At 71.3% G+C, this 20,854-nt stretch carries 18 protein-coding genes; all 18 read left to right on the top strand.

The features are described 5' to 3' along the window. Positions 1 to 83 precede the first annotated feature (83 nt). Positions 84 to 749, top strand: coding sequence for a CatB-related O-acetyltransferase (locus AB0O19_RS11355; RefSeq protein WP_363619151.1), 666 nt, complete (start codon positions 84 to 86; stop codon positions 747 to 749). Between the two features lie 230 nt (positions 750 to 979). Beyond that, complete coding sequence (locus tag AB0O19_RS11360; RefSeq protein ID WP_363619152.1) at positions 980 to 2,020, top strand: DMT family transporter; 1,041 nt, start codon at positions 980 to 982, stop codon at positions 2,018 to 2,020. 549 nt (positions 2,021 to 2,569) lie between these two features. Next, positions 2,570 to 2,929: an NADH-quinone oxidoreductase subunit A gene (locus AB0O19_RS11365; protein WP_030060100.1), complete on the top strand. Its 360-nt coding sequence runs from the start codon at positions 2,570 to 2,572 to the stop codon at positions 2,927 to 2,929. Positions 2,930 to 3,029: 100 nt separating this feature from the next. After that, positions 3,030 to 3,584, top strand: a complete 555-nt coding sequence (locus tag AB0O19_RS11370) for an NADH-quinone oxidoreductase subunit B (protein ID WP_063348147.1) — start codon at positions 3,030 to 3,032, stop codon at positions 3,582 to 3,584. Beyond that, positions 3,581 to 4,294: an NADH-quinone oxidoreductase subunit C gene (locus AB0O19_RS11375; protein ID WP_363619153.1), complete on the top strand. Its 714-nt coding sequence runs from the start codon at positions 3,581 to 3,583 to the stop codon at positions 4,292 to 4,294. The genes AB0O19_RS11370 and AB0O19_RS11375 overlap by 4 nt, the downstream gene beginning before the upstream one ends. After that, positions 4,294 to 5,670: an NADH-quinone oxidoreductase subunit D gene (locus AB0O19_RS11380; RefSeq protein ID WP_363619154.1), complete on the top strand. Its 1,377-nt coding sequence runs from the start codon at positions 4,294 to 4,296 to the stop codon at positions 5,668 to 5,670. Before AB0O19_RS11375 ends, AB0O19_RS11380 begins: the two co-directional genes overlap by 1 nt. Further along, complete coding sequence (gene nuoE / locus AB0O19_RS11385; protein ID WP_363585048.1) at positions 5,667 to 6,422, top strand: NADH-quinone oxidoreductase subunit NuoE; 756 nt, start codon at positions 5,667 to 5,669, stop codon at positions 6,420 to 6,422. The genes AB0O19_RS11380 and nuoE overlap by 4 nt, the downstream gene beginning before the upstream one ends. Beyond that, positions 6,422 to 7,783 (top strand): NADH-quinone oxidoreductase subunit NuoF, encoded by a 1,362-nt coding sequence (gene nuoF, locus AB0O19_RS11390; protein ID WP_363619155.1) that lies wholly within the window; start codon positions 6,422 to 6,424, stop codon positions 7,781 to 7,783. The genes nuoE and nuoF overlap by 1 nt, the downstream gene beginning before the upstream one ends. Further along, positions 7,780 to 10,323, top strand: coding sequence for an NADH-quinone oxidoreductase subunit G (locus tag AB0O19_RS11395; RefSeq protein WP_363619156.1), 2,544 nt, complete (start codon positions 7,780 to 7,782; stop codon positions 10,321 to 10,323). Before nuoF ends, AB0O19_RS11395 begins: the two co-directional genes overlap by 4 nt. Then, entirely contained in the window at positions 10,320 to 11,648 is a 1,329-nt protein-coding gene (nuoH, locus tag AB0O19_RS11400) for an NADH-quinone oxidoreductase subunit NuoH (protein WP_363619157.1), read from the top strand. Before AB0O19_RS11395 ends, nuoH begins: the two co-directional genes overlap by 4 nt. 6 nt (positions 11,649 to 11,654) lie before the next feature. Beyond that, positions 11,655 to 12,257, top strand: a complete 603-nt coding sequence (gene nuoI, locus AB0O19_RS11405) for an NADH-quinone oxidoreductase subunit NuoI (protein WP_363619158.1) — start codon at positions 11,655 to 11,657, stop codon at positions 12,255 to 12,257. Next, a complete protein-coding gene (locus AB0O19_RS11410) occupies positions 12,254 to 13,243 on the top strand; it encodes an NADH-quinone oxidoreductase subunit J (RefSeq protein ID WP_363619159.1) in 990 nt (329 codons plus the stop codon). The genes nuoI and AB0O19_RS11410 overlap by 4 nt, the downstream gene beginning before the upstream one ends. Then, on the top strand, positions 13,240 to 13,539 hold the full coding sequence (gene nuoK / locus AB0O19_RS11415; RefSeq protein ID WP_363585058.1) for an NADH-quinone oxidoreductase subunit NuoK: 300 nt from the start codon (positions 13,240 to 13,242) through the stop codon (positions 13,537 to 13,539). The genes AB0O19_RS11410 and nuoK overlap by 4 nt, the downstream gene beginning before the upstream one ends. A gap of 13 nt (positions 13,540 to 13,552) precedes the next feature. Then, entirely contained in the window at positions 13,553 to 15,448 is a 1,896-nt protein-coding gene (gene nuoL / locus AB0O19_RS11420) for an NADH-quinone oxidoreductase subunit L (protein WP_363619160.1), read from the top strand. A gap of 34 nt (positions 15,449 to 15,482) precedes the next feature. Further along, the gene (locus AB0O19_RS11425) at positions 15,483 to 17,117 is read left to right on the top strand and encodes an NADH-quinone oxidoreductase subunit M (RefSeq protein ID WP_363619161.1); all 1,635 of its coding nucleotides are present in this window, start codon (positions 15,483 to 15,485) and stop codon (positions 17,115 to 17,117) included. A gap of 11 nt (positions 17,118 to 17,128) precedes the next feature. Further along, positions 17,129 to 18,751, top strand: a complete 1,623-nt coding sequence (gene nuoN, locus AB0O19_RS11430; RefSeq protein ID WP_350877774.1) for an NADH-quinone oxidoreductase subunit NuoN — start codon at positions 17,129 to 17,131, stop codon at positions 18,749 to 18,751. A gap of 303 nt (positions 18,752 to 19,054) precedes the next feature. Then, entirely contained in the window at positions 19,055 to 20,065 is a 1,011-nt protein-coding gene (locus AB0O19_RS11435) for a polyprenyl synthetase family protein (RefSeq protein ID WP_363585063.1), read from the top strand. Positions 20,066 to 20,180: 115 nt separating this feature from the next. Continuing rightward, positions 20,181 to 20,843 carry a response regulator transcription factor gene (locus tag AB0O19_RS11440; RefSeq protein WP_363585065.1) on the top strand — a complete coding sequence of 221 codons (663 nt, stop codon included), beginning with the start codon at positions 20,181 to 20,183 and terminating at the stop codon, positions 20,841 to 20,843. The last annotated feature ends 11 nt before the right edge of the window (positions 20,844 to 20,854 follow it).

Consider the following 20,854-nt stretch of genomic DNA (forward strand, 5'->3'; position numbering starts at 1 on the left):
GTCGCGTTAAGGCTTGCTGTGGTGTGGCGGCCGTGCCATGCTCATCGTAATGCGACGTTGGTCGCGTTACGAGAGGAGTCTGCGTGACCGCCACCGCCATTCCCGACCCCACTGCCCTGCACCCGCTCGCCGGCCACGACCGGGTCGTCCTGCTGCGCCCGCTCGTCACCGACCCGCGGATCGAGGTCGGCGAGTACACCTACTTCGACGACCCCGAAGGGGCCACCCGCTTCGAGGAGCGCAACGTCCTCTACGCCTACGGACCCGAGCGGCTGGTGATCGGAAAGTACTGCGCGATCGCCACCGGGGCCCGCTTCCTGATGGCCGGCGCCGCCCACCCGACCATCGGCGTGTCCACCTTCCCGTTCACGATGTTCGGCGGCGAGTGGACCGAGCGGACCCTCGACCTCGTCACCGGCCTGCCCAGCCGGGGCGACACCGTGATCGGCAACGACGTCTGGTTCGGCTTCGGCGCCACCGTCCTGCCCGGCGTCCGGATCGGCGACGGCGCGATCGTCGCGGCCGGTGCGATGGTCACCGCCGACGTCGAGCCGTACACCATCGTCGGCGGCAACCCCGCCCGCCCGATCCGGCGCCGCTTCGAGGGCGCCGACGTCGAGCGACTGCTCCGTGCGGCCTGGTGGAACTGGCCGGTCGAGCTCGTCACCGAGCACGTCCGCGCCATCATGTCCGGGACCCCGGCCGACATCGAGGAGATCGCCGCGGCGAACGGCCTGCTCGCCCGCTGACCTGCCGGGCCTGGGAAGGACGTCGGCCCCGGGGTCGCTGGAGCCCGCCGGAGATCCGGTGAGTTGCGGCAGGGCGTTGATCACGGGTGCGCCGGTGCGGGAGGATGGCGTCCCGCTGCTCCATGCTCCGCCCCGTCGATAGCTGCGCCCTCCGCCCAGCTCCAGGGTCCGTCCGACGCCGTACGGTACTCGCGCCCCGCCGGTTCCGTTCGCTCGGAGGGATCTGACTCATGCGCGCCTCCCAGTCCGTGTCTTCGTCCTCATCGGCCTTTCGCGACCTGCCGGTTCTCCTGGTGGCGGTGGTGTGGGGGTCGAGCTTCCTCGCCGTCCAGCGGGTGGCGGAGCCCGGGACGGCCGTGGCGATGCTGGTCCTGCGGTTCGGGCTGGTGCTGCCGCTGCTCGGGATGGTCGCCTGGCCGGCGCTACGGAGGCTGAGCCGCGCCGAGTGGCTGGGCGGCGGCGCACTGGGGCTGGTGCTCAGCGGGATCTTCCTGCTGGAGACGTACGGTGCCGTGCACACCTCCGCCACCAATGCCGGGCTGATCATCAGCCTCGCGATGGTGCTCACCCCGCTCGGCGAGAGCGTCCTCAGCCGGACGGCGCCGCCGCGCGCCTTCCTCGCGGCCGCCGCGCTGGCCGTGCTCGGCGTCGCGCTGCTCACCGGGGACGGCGGGCTGCGCCCGCCTTCGCCCGGCGACCTGCTGGTGCTGGGCGCCGCCCTGGTGCGCTCGGCCTTCGTCCTGGCGACGGCCCGCGCCCGCGCCGTCCGCGGAACCGACATGCTGGCCCTGACCTGGGTCCAACTCGCCGTCGCGACAGCCGTGTTCGCGGCCGTCGCGCCGGCCGTAGGGCCGTCGCCGTGGGCCGTCGCCCGCTCGTACGGGCCCGGCCAGTGGGCCTGGTTGCTGCACCTGTCCCTGTTGTGCACGCTGTTCGCCTTCTTCGTTCAGATGTGGGCTGTCCGCGCCACCTCGCCGTCCCGGGTGAGTCTGTTGCTCGGCACCGAACCGCTGTGGGCCGCCGTCTTCGGCATCACCATCGCGGGGAACCGGATGGGTCCGCTCGCCCTGGTCGGCGGAGCCCTGGTCATGGTCGCCACCGAGTGGGGCCGCCGCACCGCTCCCGCCTCCGTCCCCGCTCCCGCTCCCGTCCGGCGCGGGGAGTCCGAAGCCGTCGAGTCCGAAGCCGTCGAGTCCGAGGCCGCTGGATCTGTTGTCGCCGAGTCCACGACCGGGGTCGGGGAGCGGGGCCCGGAGCCGGCCCCGGTGTGATCCGCTGTGGTGGTCACCGGCGACTCGGCGGCCGACGGGCGTAGACCGTGCCCCAGCCCGGCTGGTGCTCGGCGTACCGGGCGGCGGGCGGCGGGCGGGGTGGGGCCCCAAGGACCGTTTCGCGCGCTTGTGAACGAAGGGTCAAGCGAGCGTTCGGCCCCCCGCCACCCCTCAGAGTGAGTCGCTATAACACGTCAACATGGCGCCTCGAAATTTGCTCCCGTCGACGCATAGTTGATATAGGGGTGCGGCTCTGACCAGCCGCTTCACAAGTAAATACGACTGGTTGTGACCATTTGACTTCTTTGTGTTGACAACTCTGGGCATGTTCATATTCGTCACGATTCCCATCGTGGCGTAGATCACAAAGATGACGTTGAACTGCGTGTCGCAGATCACAAGCCGACGGGCATAGGATGCGCTCGTTCCAGGCTTTGTGAACTGCCTCACATGGGGCGGATTCCGGGAACCGGAACGCGGGTTCACCTCAGCGTGACCCGCCGGTTCCGATCTGCAGTCAAGGACGACTGGACGGAGGGAGCGGGGGCTATGAATGCCTACGCGCCGATCCTCGTACTCGGTGCCATCGCGGCGGCGTTCGCGGTCGGCTCCGTCGTGATGGCCTCACTCACCGGCCCCAAGCGCTACAACCGGGCCAAGTTGGAGGCGTACGAGTGCGGCATCGAGCCGACCCCGCAGCCCGTGGGCGGCGGTCGGTTCCCGATCAAGTACTACCTGACGGCGATGCTCTTCATCGTCTTCGACATCGAGATCGTCTTTCTCTATCCCTGGGCGGTGACCTTCGACGCCCTGGGGATCTTCGGGTTGGTCGAGATGCTCCTGTTCATCGCCACGGTCTTCGTCGCCTACGCCTACGTGTGGCGCCGCGGCGGCCTGGAGTGGGACTGAGCGCGGGGTGGCCGCCGCCTTTGTGAACGAGCGGACAAGCCCGAACGGGCCGACGTACCACAGGACTTGAGGGCTTCTTGAGGGCATTGAGAGGGATCTGATGGGAATCGAGGAGAAGCTGCCGAGCGGCTTTCTGCTCACGACCGTGGAGACGGCCGCCGGTTGGGTGCGCAAGGCGTCACTCTTCCCGGCCACCTTCGGTCTGGCCTGCTGCGCGATCGAGATGATGACCACCGGCGCAGGCCGCTACGACCTGGCCCGGTTCGGCATGGAGGTGTTCCGGGGTTCCCCCCGGCAGGCCGATCTGATGATCGTGGCGGGTCGGGTGAGCCAGAAGATGGCCCCGGTGCTGCGCCAGGTGTACGACCAGATGGCCAACCCGAAGTGGGTCATCTCGATGGGCGTCTGCGCCTCCTCGGGCGGGATGTTCAACAACTACGCGATCGTGCAGGGCGTCGACCACATCGTCCCGGTGGACATCTACCTGCCCGGTTGCCCGCCCCGCCCGGAGATGCTGATGGACGCCATCCTGAAGCTGCACGACAAGATCCAGCACGAGCCGCTGGGCGCGAACCGGATCCGGGCCGAGGAACTGGGCGAGGCGCTCGCCCTCAAGGCCACCCCGGTCAGCGAGATGCGGGGGCTGCTGCGATGAACGAGCAGGTACCCGAGACCCGTCACGAGCACCCGGTCCGCGAGATCCCGGTCGAGGTGGTCGGCCGCCGGCAGGGCATGTTCGGTGCCCAGGACAGCGGCGACACCTCCGGCTTCGGCGGCCTGGCCGCGCCGATCGTGCTGCCCGGCCCGAGCGAACGGCCGTACGGCGGCTGGTTCGACGAGGTCGCCGACGAGCTGGAGGGCGCCCTGGAGGAGCAGGGCCTGGACCCGGTCGAGGTGATCGAGAAGACCGTCGTCGACCGCGGCGAGCTCACCTTCCACATCGACCGCGCCCACCTGCTCCGGACCGCCCGCACCCTGCGCGACGACCCGGCGCTGCGCTTCGAACTGTGCCTGGGCGTGAGCGGCGTGCACTATCCCGACGACAAGGGCCGCGAGCTGCACGCGGTCTACCACCTGCGGTCGATCACCCACGGACGGCTGATCCGGGTGGAGGTCACCGCGCCGGACGCCGACCCGCGCATCCCCTCCGTGGTGAGCGTCTACCCGACCAACGACTGGCACGAGCGCGAGGCCTACGACTTCTTCGGCCTGGTCTTCGAAGGCCACCCGGCGCTCACCCGGATCATGATGCCGGACGACTGGCTGGGCCACCCGCAGCGCAAGGACTACCCGCTCGGCGGCATCCCCGTCGAGTACAAGGGCGCCCAGATCCCGGCTCCCGACCAGCGGAGGTCGTACAGCTGATGAGTACTCGGCACCACGAAGATGCTCGGCACGACGAAGAGACTCGACCCCACGAGGAGACCGAGCAGGCAGAGGCCCGGGAGACCACCGAGGGCCGGGTCTTCACGGTCACCGGCGGCGACTGGGGCGAGGTGGTCGAGGCGGTCGGCCGGGCCGACGACGAGCGCATCATCGTCAACATGGGCCCCCAGCACCCGTCCACCCACGGCGTGCTGCGGCTGATCCTGGAGATCGACGGCGAGACGGTGAAGGAGGCCCGCTGCGGCATCGGCTACCTCCACACCGGCATCGAGAAGAACATGGAGTTCCGCAACTGGGTCCAGGGCACCACCTTCGTGACCCGGATGGACTACCTGACCCCGCTGTTCAACGAGACCGCGTACTGCCTGGCCGTCGAGAAGCTGCTCGGCATCACCGACGACATCCCGGACCGGGTCAGCGTGATCCGGGTGCTGATGATGGAGCTCAACCGGATCGCCTCGCACCTGGTCTGCCTGGCCACCGGTGGCATGGAGATCGGCTCCACCACCCTGATGATCTACGGCTTCCGCGACCGCGAGCTGATCCTGGACGTCTTCGAACTGGTCACCGGCCTGCGCATGAACCACGCGTACGTGCGCCCCGGCGGCCTCGCCCAGGACCTCCCGCCCGGCGCCGTCGACCAGATCCGCGAGTGCGTGAAGACCCTGCGCTCCCGGATGCACGAGTACGACAAACTCGCCACCGGGAACCCGGTGTTCAAGGCCCGCCTGGTCGACGTCGGCTTCCTCGACCTGCCCGGCTGCCTGGCCCTCGGCGCCACCGGCCCGATCCTGCGCGCCACCGGCCTCCCGCACGACCTGCGCAAGACCGACCCGTACTGCGGCTACCAGGACTACGACTTCGAGGTCGCGACCGCGGACAGCGCCGACTCCTACGGCCGCTTCCTGATCCGCCTGGAGGAGATGCGGCAGTCGCTGGGGATCGTCGAGCAGTGCCTGGACCGGCTGCGGCCGGGCCCGGTGATGGTGGCCGACAAGAAGATCGCCTGGCCCGCCCAACTCGCCGTCGGCCCGGACGGGATGGGCAACTCGCTCGACCACATCCGCAAGATCATGGGTACCTCGATGGAGGCCCTGATCCACCACTTCAAGCTGGTCACCGAGGGCTTCCGGGTCCCGGTCGGCCAGGCGTACGCGGCGGTCGAGTCGCCCAAGGGCGAGCTGGGCGTGCACGTGGTCAGCGACGGCGGGACGCGCCCGTACCGGGTCCATTTCCGGGACCCGTCGTTCACCAATCTGCAGACGATGGCGGCGATGTGCGAGGGCGGCCAGGTCGCCGACGTGATCGTCGCGGTGGCCGGGATCGACCCGGTGATGGGAGGCGTGGACCGGTGACAGACGTCCAGTTGGGGATGCCGGCGCTGCCGGCCACACCGTACCCCGAGGAGGTGCACGCCCGGCTGGCCGCCGACGCCGCGGAGCTGATCGGCCGCTACCCGCAGGCCCGGTCGGCGCTGCTGCCGCTGCTGCACCTGGTGCAGGCCGAGGAGGGCTTCGTCAGCCCGACCGGCATCCGGTTCTGCGCCGAGCAGTTGGACCTCACCACCGCCGAGGTCACCGCCGTCGCCACCTTCTACACCATGTACCGGCGGCGCCCGGCCGGGAAGTACCACGTCGGGGTCTGCACCAACACCCTGTGCGCGGTGCTCGGCGGCGACCAGATCTTCGACGAGCTCCAGCAGCACCTCGGCGTGCGCAACAACGAGACCACCGGGGACGGCGAGATCTCGATCGAGCACATCGAGTGCAACGCGGCCTGCGACTACGCGCCCGTGGTGATGGTCAACTGGGAGTTCTTCGACGACCAGACCCCGGAGAGCGCCAAGCGGCTGGTCGACGACCTGCGCGCGGGCCGGGAGGTCCGGCCGACCCGCGGCGCCCGGCTGTGCACCTTCAAGGAGTCCGCCCGGATCCTGGCGGGCTTCCCCGACGAGCGCCCGGGTGCCAACGACGAGTCCGGCGCGGGCGGCGCGCCCTCGCTGGCCGGCCTGCGCCTGGCCAAGGGCGAGGCGCTGCCCGGCACCGGCGGCACCAAGGTCGTCGCGCCCCGCCACGAGGGCACCGGCCACGAAGGGACGGAAGCGTGATGACCGCCGCCGAGCCGGCCGAGAAGCTGCTCACCCCCGTCCTGTCCGCCTCCTGGGACGACGAACGGCCCTGGACGCTGGCCACCTACCGCCGCCACCACGGCTACGACGGCCTCAAGGCGGCCCTGGCGATGCCGCCGGACGACGTGATCGCCCTGGTGAAGGACGCCGGGCTGCGCGGTCGCGGCGGTGCCGGCTTCCCCACCGGGATGAAGTGGCAGTTCATCCCGCAGAACGACGGCAAGCCGCACTACCTGGTGGTCAACGCGGACGAGTCCGAGCCGGGCACCTGCAAGGACATCCCGCTGCTGTTCGCCAACCCGCACGCGCTGATCGAGGGCATGATCATCGCCTCCTACGCGATCCGCTGCGACCACGCGTTCATCTACCTGCGCGGCGAGGTCGTCCCGGTGCTGCGCCGCCTGCACGCGGCCGTCGCCGAGGCGTACCAGGCCGGGCTGCTCGGCCGGGACATCCTCGGCTCGGGCGTCGACCTCGACATCACCGTGCACGCCGGAGCCGGCGCCTACATCTGCGGCGAGGAGACGGCACTGCTGGACTCGCTGGAGGGCCGCCGCGGCCAGCCCCGGCTGCGGCCGCCGTTCCCGGCGATCGCCGGCCTGTACGCCTGCCCGACGGTGGTCAACAACGTCGAGTCGATCGCCTCGGTGCCGCCGATCCTGGCCCGCGGCAAGGAGTGGTTCAAGGGCCTGGGCACCGAGAAGTCCCCCGGCTTCACGCTGTACTCGCTCTCCGGCCACGTCACCAACCCCGGCCAGTACGAGGCGCCGCTGGGCATCACGCTGCGCCAGCTGCTGGACATGAGCGGCGGCGTCCGCCCCGGGCACCGGCTCAAGTTCTGGACCCCGGGCGGCTCGTCCACCCCGATGTTCACCGACGAGCACCTGGACGTCCCGCTGGACTACGAGGGTGTCGGCGCGGCCGGCTCGATGCTCGGCACCAAGGCGCTGCAGGTCTTCGACGAGACCACCTGCGTGGTGCGGGCGGTCACCCGCTGGACCGAGTTCTACGCCCACGAGTCCTGCGGCAAGTGCACCCCCTGCCGCGAGGGCACCTACTGGCTGGTCCAGCTGCTCAAGCGGATCGAGGCGGGCGCGGGCGTCGACGGGGACCTGGAGAAGCTCCTCGACATCGCCGACAACATCAACGGCAAGTCCTTCTGCGCACTGGGCGACGGCGCCGCGAGCCCGATCGTCTCCTCCCTCCAGCACTTCCGGGCCGAGTACGAGCAGCACCTGGCCGAGCGCCGCTGCCCGTTCGACCCGGCCGCCTCCACCGTCTGGGCCGACGGCCCCCGCCCCGGCCACCAGTCCGCCACCGAAAGGGAGGTGCACGCGTGACGATCACAGAGCCATCCACCTCCACGGGCGACAAGGCCGCGGTCGAGCTGGTCACGCTCACCATCGACGGCGTCGAAGTGCAGGTCCCCAAGGGGACGTTGGTGATCCGGGCCGCCGAACGGATCGGCACCCAGATCCCGCGCTTCTGCGACCATCCGCTGCTCGACCCGGCCGGCGCCTGCCGGCAGTGCATCGTCGAGATCGAGGGCCAGCGCAAGCCCGTCGCCTCCTGCACCATCCCGGTCGCCGAGGGCATGGTGGTGCGCACCCAGGTGAGTTCACCGGTGGCCGAGAAGGCGCAGCGCGGCGTGATGGAGCTGCTGCTGATCAACCACCCGCTGGACTGCCCGGTCTGCGACAAGGGCGGCGAGTGCCCGCTGCAGAACCAGGCGATGTCCACGGGTGACGCCGACACCCGCTTCGAGGGGATGAAGCGCACCTACGAGAAGCCGATCCCGCTCAGCACCCAGGTGCTGCTGGACCGGGAGCGCTGCGTGCTGTGCGCGCGCTGCACCCGCTTCTCGCAGCAGATCGCCGGGGACCCGTTCATCGACCTGCTGGAACGCGGCGCGCTCCAGCAGGTCGGCACCGGGGACGACGAGCCGCTCGACTCGTACTTCTCCGGGAACACCATCCAGATCTGCCCGGTGGGCGCCCTGACCTCGGCGGCCTACCGCTTCCGCTCCCGCCCGTTCGACCTGGTCTCCTCGCCGAGCGTGTGCGAGCACTGCTCCTCGGGCTGCGCCCAGCGCACCGACCACCGGCGCGGCAAGGTGCTGCGCCGGCTGGCGGGCGAGGACCCGGCGGTCAACGAGGAGTGGAACTGCGACAAGGGCCGGTTCGCGTTCCGCTACGCCCAGCAGCGGGACCGGATCGCCACCCCGCTGGTGCGGGTGGACGGCGAGCTGGTGCCCGCCTCCTGGCCGGAGGCACTGGCCCGGGCCGCCGAGGGACTGCGCGGCGCCCGCGCCGGGGTGCTGACCGGCGGCCGCGTCACCGTCGAGGACGCCTACGCGTACGGGAAGTTCGCGCGGGTGGTGCTCGGCACCAACGACGTGGACTTCCGGGCCCGCCCGCACAGCGGCGAGGAGGCGGACTTCCTGGCCGCCGCCGTCGCCGGGCGCGGGGTGGACGTGGACGGCGAGGGCCTGACCTACGAGCAGCTGGAGCAGGCTCCGGCGGTGCTGCTGGCGGGTTTCGAGCCGGAGGAGGAGTCGCCGATCGTCTTCCTGCGGCTGCGCAAGGCCAGCCGCGACCGGGGCCTGAAGGTGTACTCGGTGGCGGCGTTCGCCTCCCGGGGCCTGGCCAAGCTGCGCGGCGCGCTGCTGCCGGCCGCCCCGGGCACGGAGGCGGAGTGGTTCGCCGCGCTGGCCGCCGACGAGCCGCTGAACGACGAGGCCGGGCGGGCCGCCGAGCTGCTGCGCGGCCCGGGCGCGGTGATCCTGGTGGGCGAGCGGCTGGCCGCCGCCCCGGGCGCGCTGACGGCGGTGCTGCGCCTGGCGCACGCGACCGGCGCCCGGCTGGCGTGGGTGCCGCGCCGGGCGGGTGAGCGCGGTGCGGTCGAGGCGGGCCTGCTGCCGGGGCTGCTACCCGGCGGCCGTCCGGTGGCGGCTCCGGCCGCCCGGGCGGAGGCCGCCGGGGTGTGGGGGGTGGCGGAGCTGCCGTCCCGGCCGGGCCGGGACACCGAGCAGATCCTGACGGCCGCGGCGCACGGCGAGCTGGACGCGCTGCTGGTCGGCGGCGTCGACCCGGACGACCTGCCGGATCCGGCGCTGGCCGACGCGGCGCTGGCGGCGGTGCCGTTCGTGGTGTCGCTGGAGCTGCGGCCCTCCGCGGTGACGGCGCGCGCGGACGTGGTGCTGCCGGTGGCGGCGGTGGCGGAGAAGGCCGGCGCCTTCCTGGACTGGGAGGGCCGGCTGCGGATGTTCGAGGCGGCGCTCAAGCCCGATCAGCAGATGGGCCGCCATCTGTACCCGGACCTGCGGGTGCTGACCATGCTGGCGGAGGCGCTGGGCCACCGGCTGGGTCTGCCGGACGTCCGGGCGGCCCGGCTGGAGCTGGACCACTTCACCCCGTGGACGGGTGACCGGTCCGCGGACCCGGCCGCGCACCCCGGCGTGCTGCCCCGCCCGGCCACCGGCCAGGCGGTGCTGGCGGGTTGGCGCCAGCTGCTGGACAACGGCACGTTGCAGCAGGGTGATCCGCACCTGGCGGGCACCCGGCACCGGGCGGTGGCCCGGGTCTCGCCGGCCACCGCCAAGGAGGTCGGTGCGCCGGAGGCCGGCGCCGAGGCGGGCGGGGCGGGCGGGGCGCTGCGGCTGACCGGCCCGGCCGGCTCGCTGACCCTGCCGCTGGAGGTCACCGACTCGATCCCGGACCGCACGGTCTGGATCCCGCTCAACTCCACGCCGGGCGGCGCCCACCGCGCGCTCGGCACCACCGTCGGCCATCTGGTGACGATCGCCGTGGCCGCCCCCGAGCCGGCCGCGAGGGCCGGGGCCGCGGCGGGCGACGCGGGCAGCGAAGGGGAGGAGCGATGACTCCGCAGCCGTACGAGACGCTCCACTTCTTCGGGCAGGACCCGTGGTGGCTGGTGCTGCTGAAGGCGGTGTTCTGCTTCGGCTTCCTGGTCCTGACGGTGCTGATCGCGATCGTCTGGGAGCGCAAGGTGGTGGCCTGGATGCAGCTGCGCATCGGGCCGAACCGGCACGGGCCGTGGGGGATGCTGCAGTCCCTGGCGGACGGCGTGAAGCTGGCGCTCAAGGAAGACCTGGTGGTCAAGGGCGCGGACAAGGCGGTCTACGTCCTGGCCCCGATCGTCTGCGCCGTCCCGGCGTTCATGGCCTTCGCGGTGATCCCGTTCGGGCCGGCCGGCAACGAGGTGTCGATCTTCGGCACCCGGACGGCGATGCAGCTGACCGACTTCCCGGTGGCCCTGCTGTACATCCTGGCGACGGCCTCGATCGGCATCTACGGCATCGTGCTGGCCGGCTGGTCGTCCGGTTCGACGTACCCGCTGCTGGGCGGGCTGCGCTCGGCCGCGCAGATGGTCAGCTACGAGATCGCGATGGGCCTGTCCTTCGCGGCGGTGTTCATCTACTCGGGGTCGATGTCGACCTCGGAGATCGTGGCGCACCAGCAGCCGACCTGGTTCGCGGCGCTGCTGCCGGTGTCGTTCATCGTGTACATCATCGCGATGGTGGGCGAGACCAACCGGGCGCCGTTCGACCTCCCGGAGGCCGAGGGCGAGCTGGTCGGCGGCTTCAACACCGAGTACTCCTCGCTGAAGTTCGCGATGTTCATGCTGGCCGAGTACGTCAACATGGTGACCGTCTCGGCGGTGGCCTCCACCCTGTTCCTGGGCGGCTGGCGGGCCCCGTGGCCGGTGTCGACCTTCTGGGAGGGCGCCAACCACGGCTGGTGGCCGATGCTGTGGATCACGCTGAAGATCCAGCTGCTGCTGTTCTTCTTCATCTGGCTGCGCGGCACGCTGCCCCGGTTCCGCTACGACCAGTTCATGAAGCTGGGCTGGAAGGTGCTGATCCCGGTCTCGCTGGTGTGGCTGGTGCTGATCGCTAGCGTGCGGGCGCTGCGCAACGAGGGCTACGGCTTCGGCGAGGTGGTGCTGTACGTCGGCGCGCCGGTCGGGGCGATCCTGCTGCTCGCCCTGCTGCGGGACTTCCTGAAGAAGGAACCCGAGCCCGAACCCGCCCTGCCGAAGGGGGACTTCGACCCGATGGCGGGCGGATACCCGGTGCCCCCGCTGCCCGGACAGGAGCTCCCGCCGGTGCCGCGCCGGCGCAGCCGGGCCCCGAAGCAACTCCAGGACGCCCTCAACGGGGCCGACCATACCGAAGGGAGCTGAACCGAGATGTCGTCCGACCAGACGGAGCGGGCCGAGCGGCCCGACAAGCCGTCGATCCTCGGCCCGGCCGCCGGCTTCGGCGTGACCTTCAAGGCCATGTTCAAGAAGCGGCTCACCGAGCAGTACCCGGAGCAGAAGAAGCCCACCGCTCCGCGCTTCCACGGCCGCCACCAGCTGAACCGGCACCCGGACGGCCTGGAGAAGTGCGTCGGCTGCGAGCTGTGCGCGTGGGCCTGTCCGGCCGACGCCATCTACGTGGAGGGCGCGGACAACCGGGAGGAGGAGCGCTACTCGCCGGGCGAGCGCTACGGCGCGGTCTACCAGATCAACTACGCCCGCTGCATCCTGTGCGGGCTGTGCATCGAGGCCTGCCCGACCCGCGCGCTCACCATGACCAACGAGTACGAGCTGGCCGACTCCTCGCGCCGGGACCTGATCTTCACCAAGGAGCAGCTGCTGGTCGGCCTGTCCGAGGGCATGGTGGACTCCCCGCACGCGATCTTCCCGGGCGCCGACGAGGGCGCGTACTACCGGGGCGAGATCACCGCGGCGGCGCCCGGGACGGTCCAGCAGGAGCGCACCGACCGGGAGCGGGAGGTCCAGCAGTGACCTCCCTCAACCTGGCCGCGACCGGGACGACCTCCGTCGGGGAGGCCGTCCAGTTCTGGGTGCTCGCGGTGATCGCGGTCGGCGGCGCGCTCGGCATGGTGCTGATGCGCAAGGCCGTGCACAGCGCGCTGTGCCTGGCGGCCACGATGATGGCGCTGGCGGTCTGTTACATGGCGCAGGGCGCGGTGTTCCTGGGCGTGGTGCAGATCGTCGTCTACACCGGCGCGATCATGATGCTGTTCCTGTTCGTGGTGATGCTGGTCGGCGTCACCAGCGAGGACTCCCTGAAGGAGCAGCTGAAGGGCCAGCGGTTCGCCGCGGTGCTGTGCGGGCTGGGCTTCGGCGTGCTGCTGATCGCCGGGATCGCCAACGCGCGGCTGGACCACTTCACCGGCCTGTCCGAGGCGAACGCCGAGGGCAACGTGCCGGGCCTGGCCCGGCTGATCTTCACCCGGTACGTGTGGGCGTTCGAGGTCACCGGCGCGCTGCTGATCACCGCGGCGATCGGTGCGATGGTGCTGACCCACCGCGAGCACGTGAAGGCGCCGAAGACGCAGCGCGAGCTGGCCGCCCAGCGGGTCGTGGACAACCTCCAGCTGCCGCCGCTGCCGGCGCCGGGCGTGTACGCGCGGCACAACGCGGTGGACGTTCCGGCGCTGCTGCCGGACGGCACGATCGCCGAGGACTCGGTGATGGCGACGCTGCGCGAGCGCGGCCAGGTCCGGGACGTCAGCCAGGAGATGCTGCGGCGGATGGCCGAGCTGGAGAACACCACGGCGGACTGGCTGGGCCGGCCATCGTCCGAGCGGCCGGCGGTCGCCGGACCGCGCAAGTCCCTGGAGCCGGTGCCGGCGTCGGTGCCGGCGTCGGTGAACGGCAAGGACGGCAACGGCGGTCCGAACGGTCTGAACGGCAAGGACGGCCTGAACGGCCTGAACGGCAAGGACGGCCTGAACGGCCGCGCCGACGAGGAGGGAGCGGAGTGAACCCGGCCAACTACCTTTACCTCGCGGCCCTGTTGTTCACCATCGGCGCGGCCGGAGTGCTGATCCGGCGCAACGCGATCGTGCTGTTCATGTGCGTGGAGCTGATGCTGAACGCCTCGAACCTCGCCCTGGTGACCTTCTCCCGGCTGCACGGCACCCTGGACGGCCAGATCATCGCGTTCTTCACGATGGTGGTCGCGGCGGCCGAGGTCGTGGTCGGCCTCGCCATCATCGTCTCCATCTTCCGGACCAGGCACTCCGCTTCGGTCGACGACAGCAATCTGATGAAGCTGTAGGCGGAGGGCCTCGGTGAACTCTCTCATTCCGCTGCTGGTGGCGGCCCCGCTGGCCGGCGCCGCCCTGCTCCTGCTCGGCGGCCGCGCGCTGGACCGCTTCGGCCACTGGCTGGCCACCGCCCTCGCGGCGCTCTCGTTCGGCTTCGGCCTGGCGCTGTTCCGGGACATGCTGGGCCGCGAGGCCGAGCACCGGGCCGTCACCGAGCACCTGTTCAGCTGGATCCCGGTGAACGGGTTCCAGGCCGACATGTCGTTCCGGCTCGACCAGTTGTCGATGACCTTCGTCCTGCTGATCACCGGCGTCGGCACGCTGATCCACCTGTACTCGGTGGGCTACATGGCGCACGACGAGCGCCGGCGCCGCTTCTTCGCGTACCTGAACCTGTTCCTGGCCGCCATGCTGCTGCTGGTGGTCGCCGACAACTACCTGCTGCTGTACTTCGGTTGGGAGGGCGTGGGCCTCGCCTCGTACCTGCTGATCGGCTTCTGGCAGCACAAGCCGAGCGCGGCGACGGCGGCGAAGAAGGCGTTCATCGTCAACCGGGTCGGTGACCTGGGCCTGTCGATCGCGATCATGCTGATGTTCACCGAGTTCGGCTCCTTCGCCTTCGAGCCGGTCTTCGGAGGGGCGGCGCAGGCGAGCGAGGGCAAGCTGACGGCGATCGGCCTGATGCTGCTGCTGGCGGCCTGCGGCAAGTCGGCGCAGGTGCCGCTGCAGTCCTGGCTGGGCGACGCGATGGAGGGCCCGACCCCGGTGTCGGCGCTGATCCACGCGGCCACCATGGTGACCGCCGGCGTCTACCTGATCACCCGTTCGTCGGCGATCTTCGACCTGGCGCCGGACGCGCAGACCGCCGTGGTGGTGGTCGGCGCGGTCACGCTGCTGTTCGGTGCGATCGTCGGTTGCGCGAAGGACGACATCAAGAAGGCGCTGGCCGGGTCGACGATGTCGCAGATCGGTTACATGGTGCTGGCGGCCGGGCTCGGCCCGATCGGCTACGCCTTCGCGATCATGCACCTGGTGACGCACGGCTTCTTCAAGGCCGGGCTGTTCCTCGGCGCCGGGTCGGTCATGCACGGCATGAACGACGAGGTGAACATGCGTCACTACGGTGGCCTGCGCAAGTACATGCCGGTCACCTTCGTCACCTTCGGCCTCGGCTACCTGGCGATCATCGGCTTCCCCGGCCTGTCCGGCTTCTTCTCCAAGGACAAGATCATCGAGGCGGCCTTCGCCAAGGGCGGCACCGAGGGCTGGATCCTCGGCCTGTGCGCGCTGACCGGCGCCGCCGTCACCGCGTTCTACATGACCCGGGTGATGCTGCTGACCTTCTTCGGCGAGAAGCGCTGGCAGCCGGACGCGGAGGGCAACGCCCCGCACCCGCACGAGTCGCCGAAGACCATGACCATCCCGATGGTCCTGCTGGCCTTCGGCTCGGTCTTCGCGGGCGGGCTGTTCGCCTTCAACGACTCGTTCCTGACCTGGCTGGAGCCGGTCACCGGACACTCCGAGGGCAACTCGCCGCTCGCCCCGCTGGTGGTCACCGTGCTCACCACGGCCTGCATGCTGGCCGGCGTCCTCGTCTCGTACCTGATGTACGGGCGCTCCGCCGTCCCCGTGGTGCCGCCGGTCGGCTCCCCGCTCACCCGGGCCGCCCGCCGCGACCTGCTCCAGGACGACTTCAACCACGCCGTCCTGGTCCGCCCGGGCTCGGCGCTCACCGCGACGCTGGTCTACTTCGACAGCCGCGGTCTGGACGGCTTCGTCAACGGCCTGGCCGCCACCATCGGCGGCGTGTCCAGTCGGCTGCGGCGGGTCCAGAACGGCTTCGTCCGCTCGTACGCGCTCTCCATGTTCGGCGGCACGCTGGTGCTGGTCGCCACGACTCTCCTGATGAGGTCCGTCTGATGACTCGCGCAGATTCCACGTGGGGGGTGCGGCCATGAGCGCGTTGCTGACCGCCACCTGTGCCGTCCCGGCGGCCGGCGCGGTGCTGACCGCCGCCCTGCCCGCCGGGTCGACCGAGCGCCGCCGCTCGACCACCAAGGCCGTCGCCCTGGGCGTCTCGGTCGTCACCCTGGTGCTGGCCGCCGTGGTGGCGACCCGCTTCGACCCGCACGGCGATCGCTACCAGCTGACCGAGTCGTACAGCTGGATCCGCTCCTTCGGCATCACCTTCTCGCTCGGCGTGGACGGCATCGGCGCCGTCCTCGCCCTGCTCACCGCCGTCCTGGTGCCGGTGGTGATGCTGGCCTCCTGGCACGACGCCGACCCGGGGCCGGCCGCCCCCGACGGCACGTTCGCCCCCGACACCTTTGAGAACAGGCGCCGCACCCAGGGCTTCTTCGCCCTGATCCTGGCGGTGGAGGCGATGGTGGTCGTCTCCTTCTACGCCACCGACGTCTTCCTCTTCTACGTGTTCTTCGAAGCCATGCTGATCCCGATGTACTTCCTGATCGGCGGCTTCGGCGACCGGGCCGGCGGCCCCGACGCGGCGCGCCAGCGCTCGTACGCGGCCGTGAAGTTCCTGCTCTACAACCTGCTCGGCGGCCTGGTGATGCTGGCCGCCGTGATCGGCCTGTACGTGATCGCGCAGGACCAGGGCTTCGGCACCTTCGACCTCCGGACCCTCACCTCGGCGATCGCCGACGGCAAGCTCCAGCTGTCCGGCACCGCCGAGAAGGCGCTGTTCCTGGGCTTCTTCTTCGCCTTCGCGGTGAAGGCCCCGCTGTGGCCGCTGCACACCTGGCTGCCGAACGCGATGGGCGAGGCCACCGCCGGCACCGCCGTGCTGATCACCGCCGTGGTGGACAAGGTCGGCACCTTCGCGATGCTGCGCTTCTGCCTCGGGCTGTTCCCGCACGCCTCGAAGACCTTCGCCCCGGTGATCCTGGTCCTGTCGGTGATCGGGATCATCTACGGCGCGCTGCTGGCGGTCGGCCAGAAGGACATCAAGCGGCTGGTCGCCTACGCGTCGATCTCGCACTTCGGCTTCATCATCATGGGCATCTTCGCGCTGACCAGCCAGGGCCAGAGCGGCGCCACCCTCTACATGGTCAACCACGGCATCTCCACCGCCGCGTGGATGCTGGTGGCGGGCTTCCTGATCTCCCGCCGCGGCTCGCGGCTGATCGCCGACTACGGCGGGGTGCAGAAGGTCGCCCCGGTGCTCGCCGGGACGTTCCTGATCGGCGGTCTGGCCACCCTGTCGCTGCCCGGGCTGGCCCCGTTCGTCAGCGAGTTCCTGGTGCTGGTGGGCACGTTCACCCGCTACCCGGCGATCGGCATCGTGGCGACCTTCGGCATCGTGCTGGCCGCGCTGTACGCCCTGCTGCTGTACCAGCGCACCATGACCGGCCCGGTGAAGGCCGGCGTCGGCGGGATGCCCGACCTCAAGGTCCGCGAACTGGCCGTGGTCGCCCCGCTGGTGGCGCTGACCATCCTGCTCGGCGTCTACCCCAAGCCGCTCACCGACCTGGTCAACCCCTCGGTGAACGCGACGCTCTCGCAGGTCCACGAGACCGACCCGGCGCCGGCCCACCCGGTCGCCGCCACCTCAGGAGGTGAGCAGAAGTGAGCACCACCGGCATGCTCGCCGCCGCCGGCGGCAACACCGCCAGCATCCCGGCGCCGCACCTGGAGTACGGCCAGCTCTCCCCGATGCTGGTGGTGTTCGGCGCCGCCGTGGCCGGCATCCTGGTGGAGGCCTTCGTGCCCCGCCGGTACCGGCACTGGACGCAGGTGTCGCTCGCCCTGGCCGGGCTGATCGGCTCCTTCGTCGCCGTGGTGGTGCTGGCCTCCCAGGGCTTCGGCTCCACCCGGGTCGACCTGCTGGCCATGGAGTCCGTCGCGCTGGACGGCCCGGCGCTGTTCCTGCAGGGCGTGATCCTGCTGGCCGCCGTCGTCGCGGTGCTCACCTACGCCGAACGGAAGCTGGAGCCCAAGGCGGGCGGCCTGCCTGCCGACGCCTTCGCGGCCCAGGCCGCCGCCACCCCCGGCGGCGAGCAGGAGCGGGCCGCGGTCCGGGCCGGCTTCGCCACCAGCGAGGTCTTCCCGCTCACCATGTTCGCGGTCGGCGGGATGCTGCTGTTCCCCGCGGCCAACGACCTGCTGACGATGTTCGTGGCGCTGGAGGTCTTCTCCCTCCCGCTGTACCTGCTCTGCGCGCTGGCCCGGCGCCGCCGGCTGCTCTCCCAGGAGGCGGCCGTCAAGTACTTCCTGCTGGGCGCCTTCGCCTCGGCGTTCTTCCTGTTCGGCACCGCGCTGCTGTACGGCTACGCGGGCAGCGTGAAGCTCGGCGACATCTCGGACGTGATCTCCGGCAAGGCGATGACCACCCCGGCGCAGCTGAGCAGCACCCAGAGTGACGCGCTGCTGCTGATCGGCCTGGCGATGCTCGCGGTCGGCCTGCTGTTCAAGGTCGGCGCGGTGCCGTTCCACTCCTGGACCCCGGACGTGTACCAGGGCGCGCCGACCCCGGTGACCGGCTTCATGGCGGCGGCGACGAAGGTCGCGGCCTTCGGGGCGTTCCTGCGGCTGTTCTACGTGGCCTTCCCGGGCCTGCGGCTGGACTGGCGGCCGGTGCTGTGGGGGGTGGCGATCCTCACCATGGTGGTGGGCGCGGTGCTGGCGGTCACCCAGCAGGACGTCAAGCGGCTGCTGGCGTACTCCTCGATCGCGCACGCCGGGTTCATCCTCACGGGCGTGATCGCCACCAACAAGCAGGGCCTGTCCTCGGTGCTGTTCTACCTGCTGTCGTACTCCTTCGTGACGCTCGGCGCGTTCGCCGTGGTCACCCTGGTGCGCGACTCCAAGGGCGAGGCGACCCACCTGTCCAGCTGGGCCGGGCTGGGCCGGCGCTCGCCGCTGGTGGCGGCGGTGTTCGCGCTGTTCCTGCTGGCCTTCGCCGGGATCCCGCTGACCTCCGGGTTCACCGGGAAGTTCGCGGTGTTCCAGGCGGCGGCGGCCGGCGGGGCGACGCCGCTGGTGATCGTCGGTGTGCTGAGTTCGGCGGTGGCCGCGTTCTTCTACATCCGGGTCATCGTGCTGATGTTCTTCTCCGACCCGAAGCCGGGCGGCCCGACGGTGGCGATCCCGAGCGCCTTCACGGCGACCGCGATCGGGGTGGGGGTGCTGGTCACGCTGGGTCTCGGCCTGCTGCCGCAGTACTTCCTGGACCTGGCGTCGAAGGCCGCGCTGTTCGTCCGCTGACCGCCGCCGGGGCGGCGCCGCCGCCCCGGGCCCGTCCGGGCCGCGCCCTCGGCGCGCGGTCCGGACGCGCGTTTGCCGCCGGCCCGCCGGCGGAGGGGCTCCGGCCCGTGTTTTCCAGCTGAATTCGCCCCCACCGCAGTACTGCCCCCACAGCCGCCCTGACCAGGGCATCCGGCCCGATCATGACAGGATCCGCACGCCCGTGCAGTGATCCACTCGTGACCGGATACCCTGCCTGTATGGCCAGCGGCGGCACTCAGGGACCAGGCCGCTAGATCGACCAGGGACAGAGGAGTGGTCTTCGTGACCGTCGTGGGACCCTTCGGGCTCAGCGTGCAGGACCGCGACCTGACCCGGGACGTTCAGGCCGGACTGGACGCGGTGGAGACGGCGCTCGCCGAGGCCGTCAAGAGCGACGTCCCGTTCATCACCATCACCGCCAGTCACCTCATCGAGGCCGGCGGCAAGCGCTTCCGTCCGCTGCTGCTGCTGCTGGCGGCGCAGTTCGGCGACCCGGGGGCGCCCGGCGTGGTGCCGGCGGCCGTCGTCGTCGAGCTCACCCACCTGGCGACCCTGTACCACGACGACGTCATGGACGAGGCCCCGGTGCGCCGCGGCGCCCCCAGCGCCAACTCCCGCTGGGACAACTCGGTGGCCATCCTCACCGGCGACTTCCTGTTCTCCCGCGCCTCCCAGGTGCTCGCCGACCTCGGCCCCGAGGCGGTGCGGATGCAGGCCGACGCCTTCGAGCGGCTGGTCACCGGCCAGATCCTGGAGACCCGCGGCCCCGGCCCGGACGGCGACCCGCTGCTGCACTACCTCGACGTGCTGGCCGGCAAGACCGGTTCGCTGATCGCGGTCTCCTGCCGGATAGGAGCGCTGATGGCCGGCGCCGAGCCGTGGATGGTGGACACCCTCAGCGAGTTCGGCGAGCGGATCGGCATCGCCTTCCAGCTGGCCGACGACGTGCTGGACATCGCCAGCGACGGCCAGGAGTCCGGCAAGACCCCCGGCACCGACCTGCGCGAGGGCGTGCCGACCCTGCCGACCCTGCTGCTGGAGCAGATGCCGGCCGACCCCGCCGACCCGGCCGACACCCGGCTGCGCGAACTGCTCACCCTGGACCTCGCCGACGACGAGCTGCACGCCGAGGCGCTGCGGCTGCTGCGCCGCCACCCCGCGCTGGAGCGCGCCCGCCGGGAGACGCTGCGCCAGGCCGAGGACGCCCGGGCGCTGCTCGCCCCGCTGCCGGACTGCGCGGCGAAGGCGGCCCTGGAGGGGCTCTGCGACGCGGTGGCGATCCGGACCATGTGACCGGGGCGCGGCGGGCGGCAGCCCCTGACCGGCGGATCCGCGGACGGCGGGCCGGGTGTTCACCCGGATGGGGGAGACTGGCCCCTGTCAGCTCTGCCCTGCCGGGAAGGTCACCATGCGCCGCGTCGTCATAGCCGAGGACTCCGTACTGCTGCGGGAGGGCCTGACCCGGCTGCTCACCGACCGGGGCCTGGAGGTCGTGGCGGGTGTCGGGGACGGTGCCGCGCTGGTGAAGACCATCCACGACCTGGCCGCGGCCGGGCAACTGCCGGACGTCGTGGTCTCCGACGTGCGGATGCCGCCGAGCCACACCGACGAGGGCCTGCGCGCCTGCGTCGAGCTGCGCGGGCGCTACCCGGAGCTGAACGTGCTGGTGCTGTCGCAGTTCGTGGAGGAGCGGTACGCCTCCGAGCTGCTGGCCGGTTCGACCCGGGGCGTCGGCTACCTGCTGAAGGACCGGGTCGCGGAGGTGCGCGAGTTCGCGGACGCGGTGGTCCGGGTCGCCGAGGGCGGCACCGCGCTGGACCCGGAGGTGGTGCAGCAACTCCTCAGCCGCAGCCGCAAGGGCGACGTGCTGGCCAACCTCACCCCGCGCGAGCGGGAGGTGCTCGGGCTGATGGCGGAGGGCCGCACCAACAGTGCGGTGGCCAAGCAGCTGGTGGTCTCGGACGGCGCGGTGGAGAAGCACGTCAGCAACATCTTCCTGAAGCTGGGCCTGGCGCAGAGCCCGGAGGACCACCGCCGGGTGCTGGCGGTGCTCACCTACCTCAACTCGTAGCCGTCCCGGCG

Source organism: Kitasatospora sp. NPDC091276, assembly GCF_040684355.1.
In the GTDB taxonomy this organism is placed as follows: domain Bacteria; phylum Actinomycetota; class Actinomycetes; order Streptomycetales; family Streptomycetaceae; genus Kitasatospora.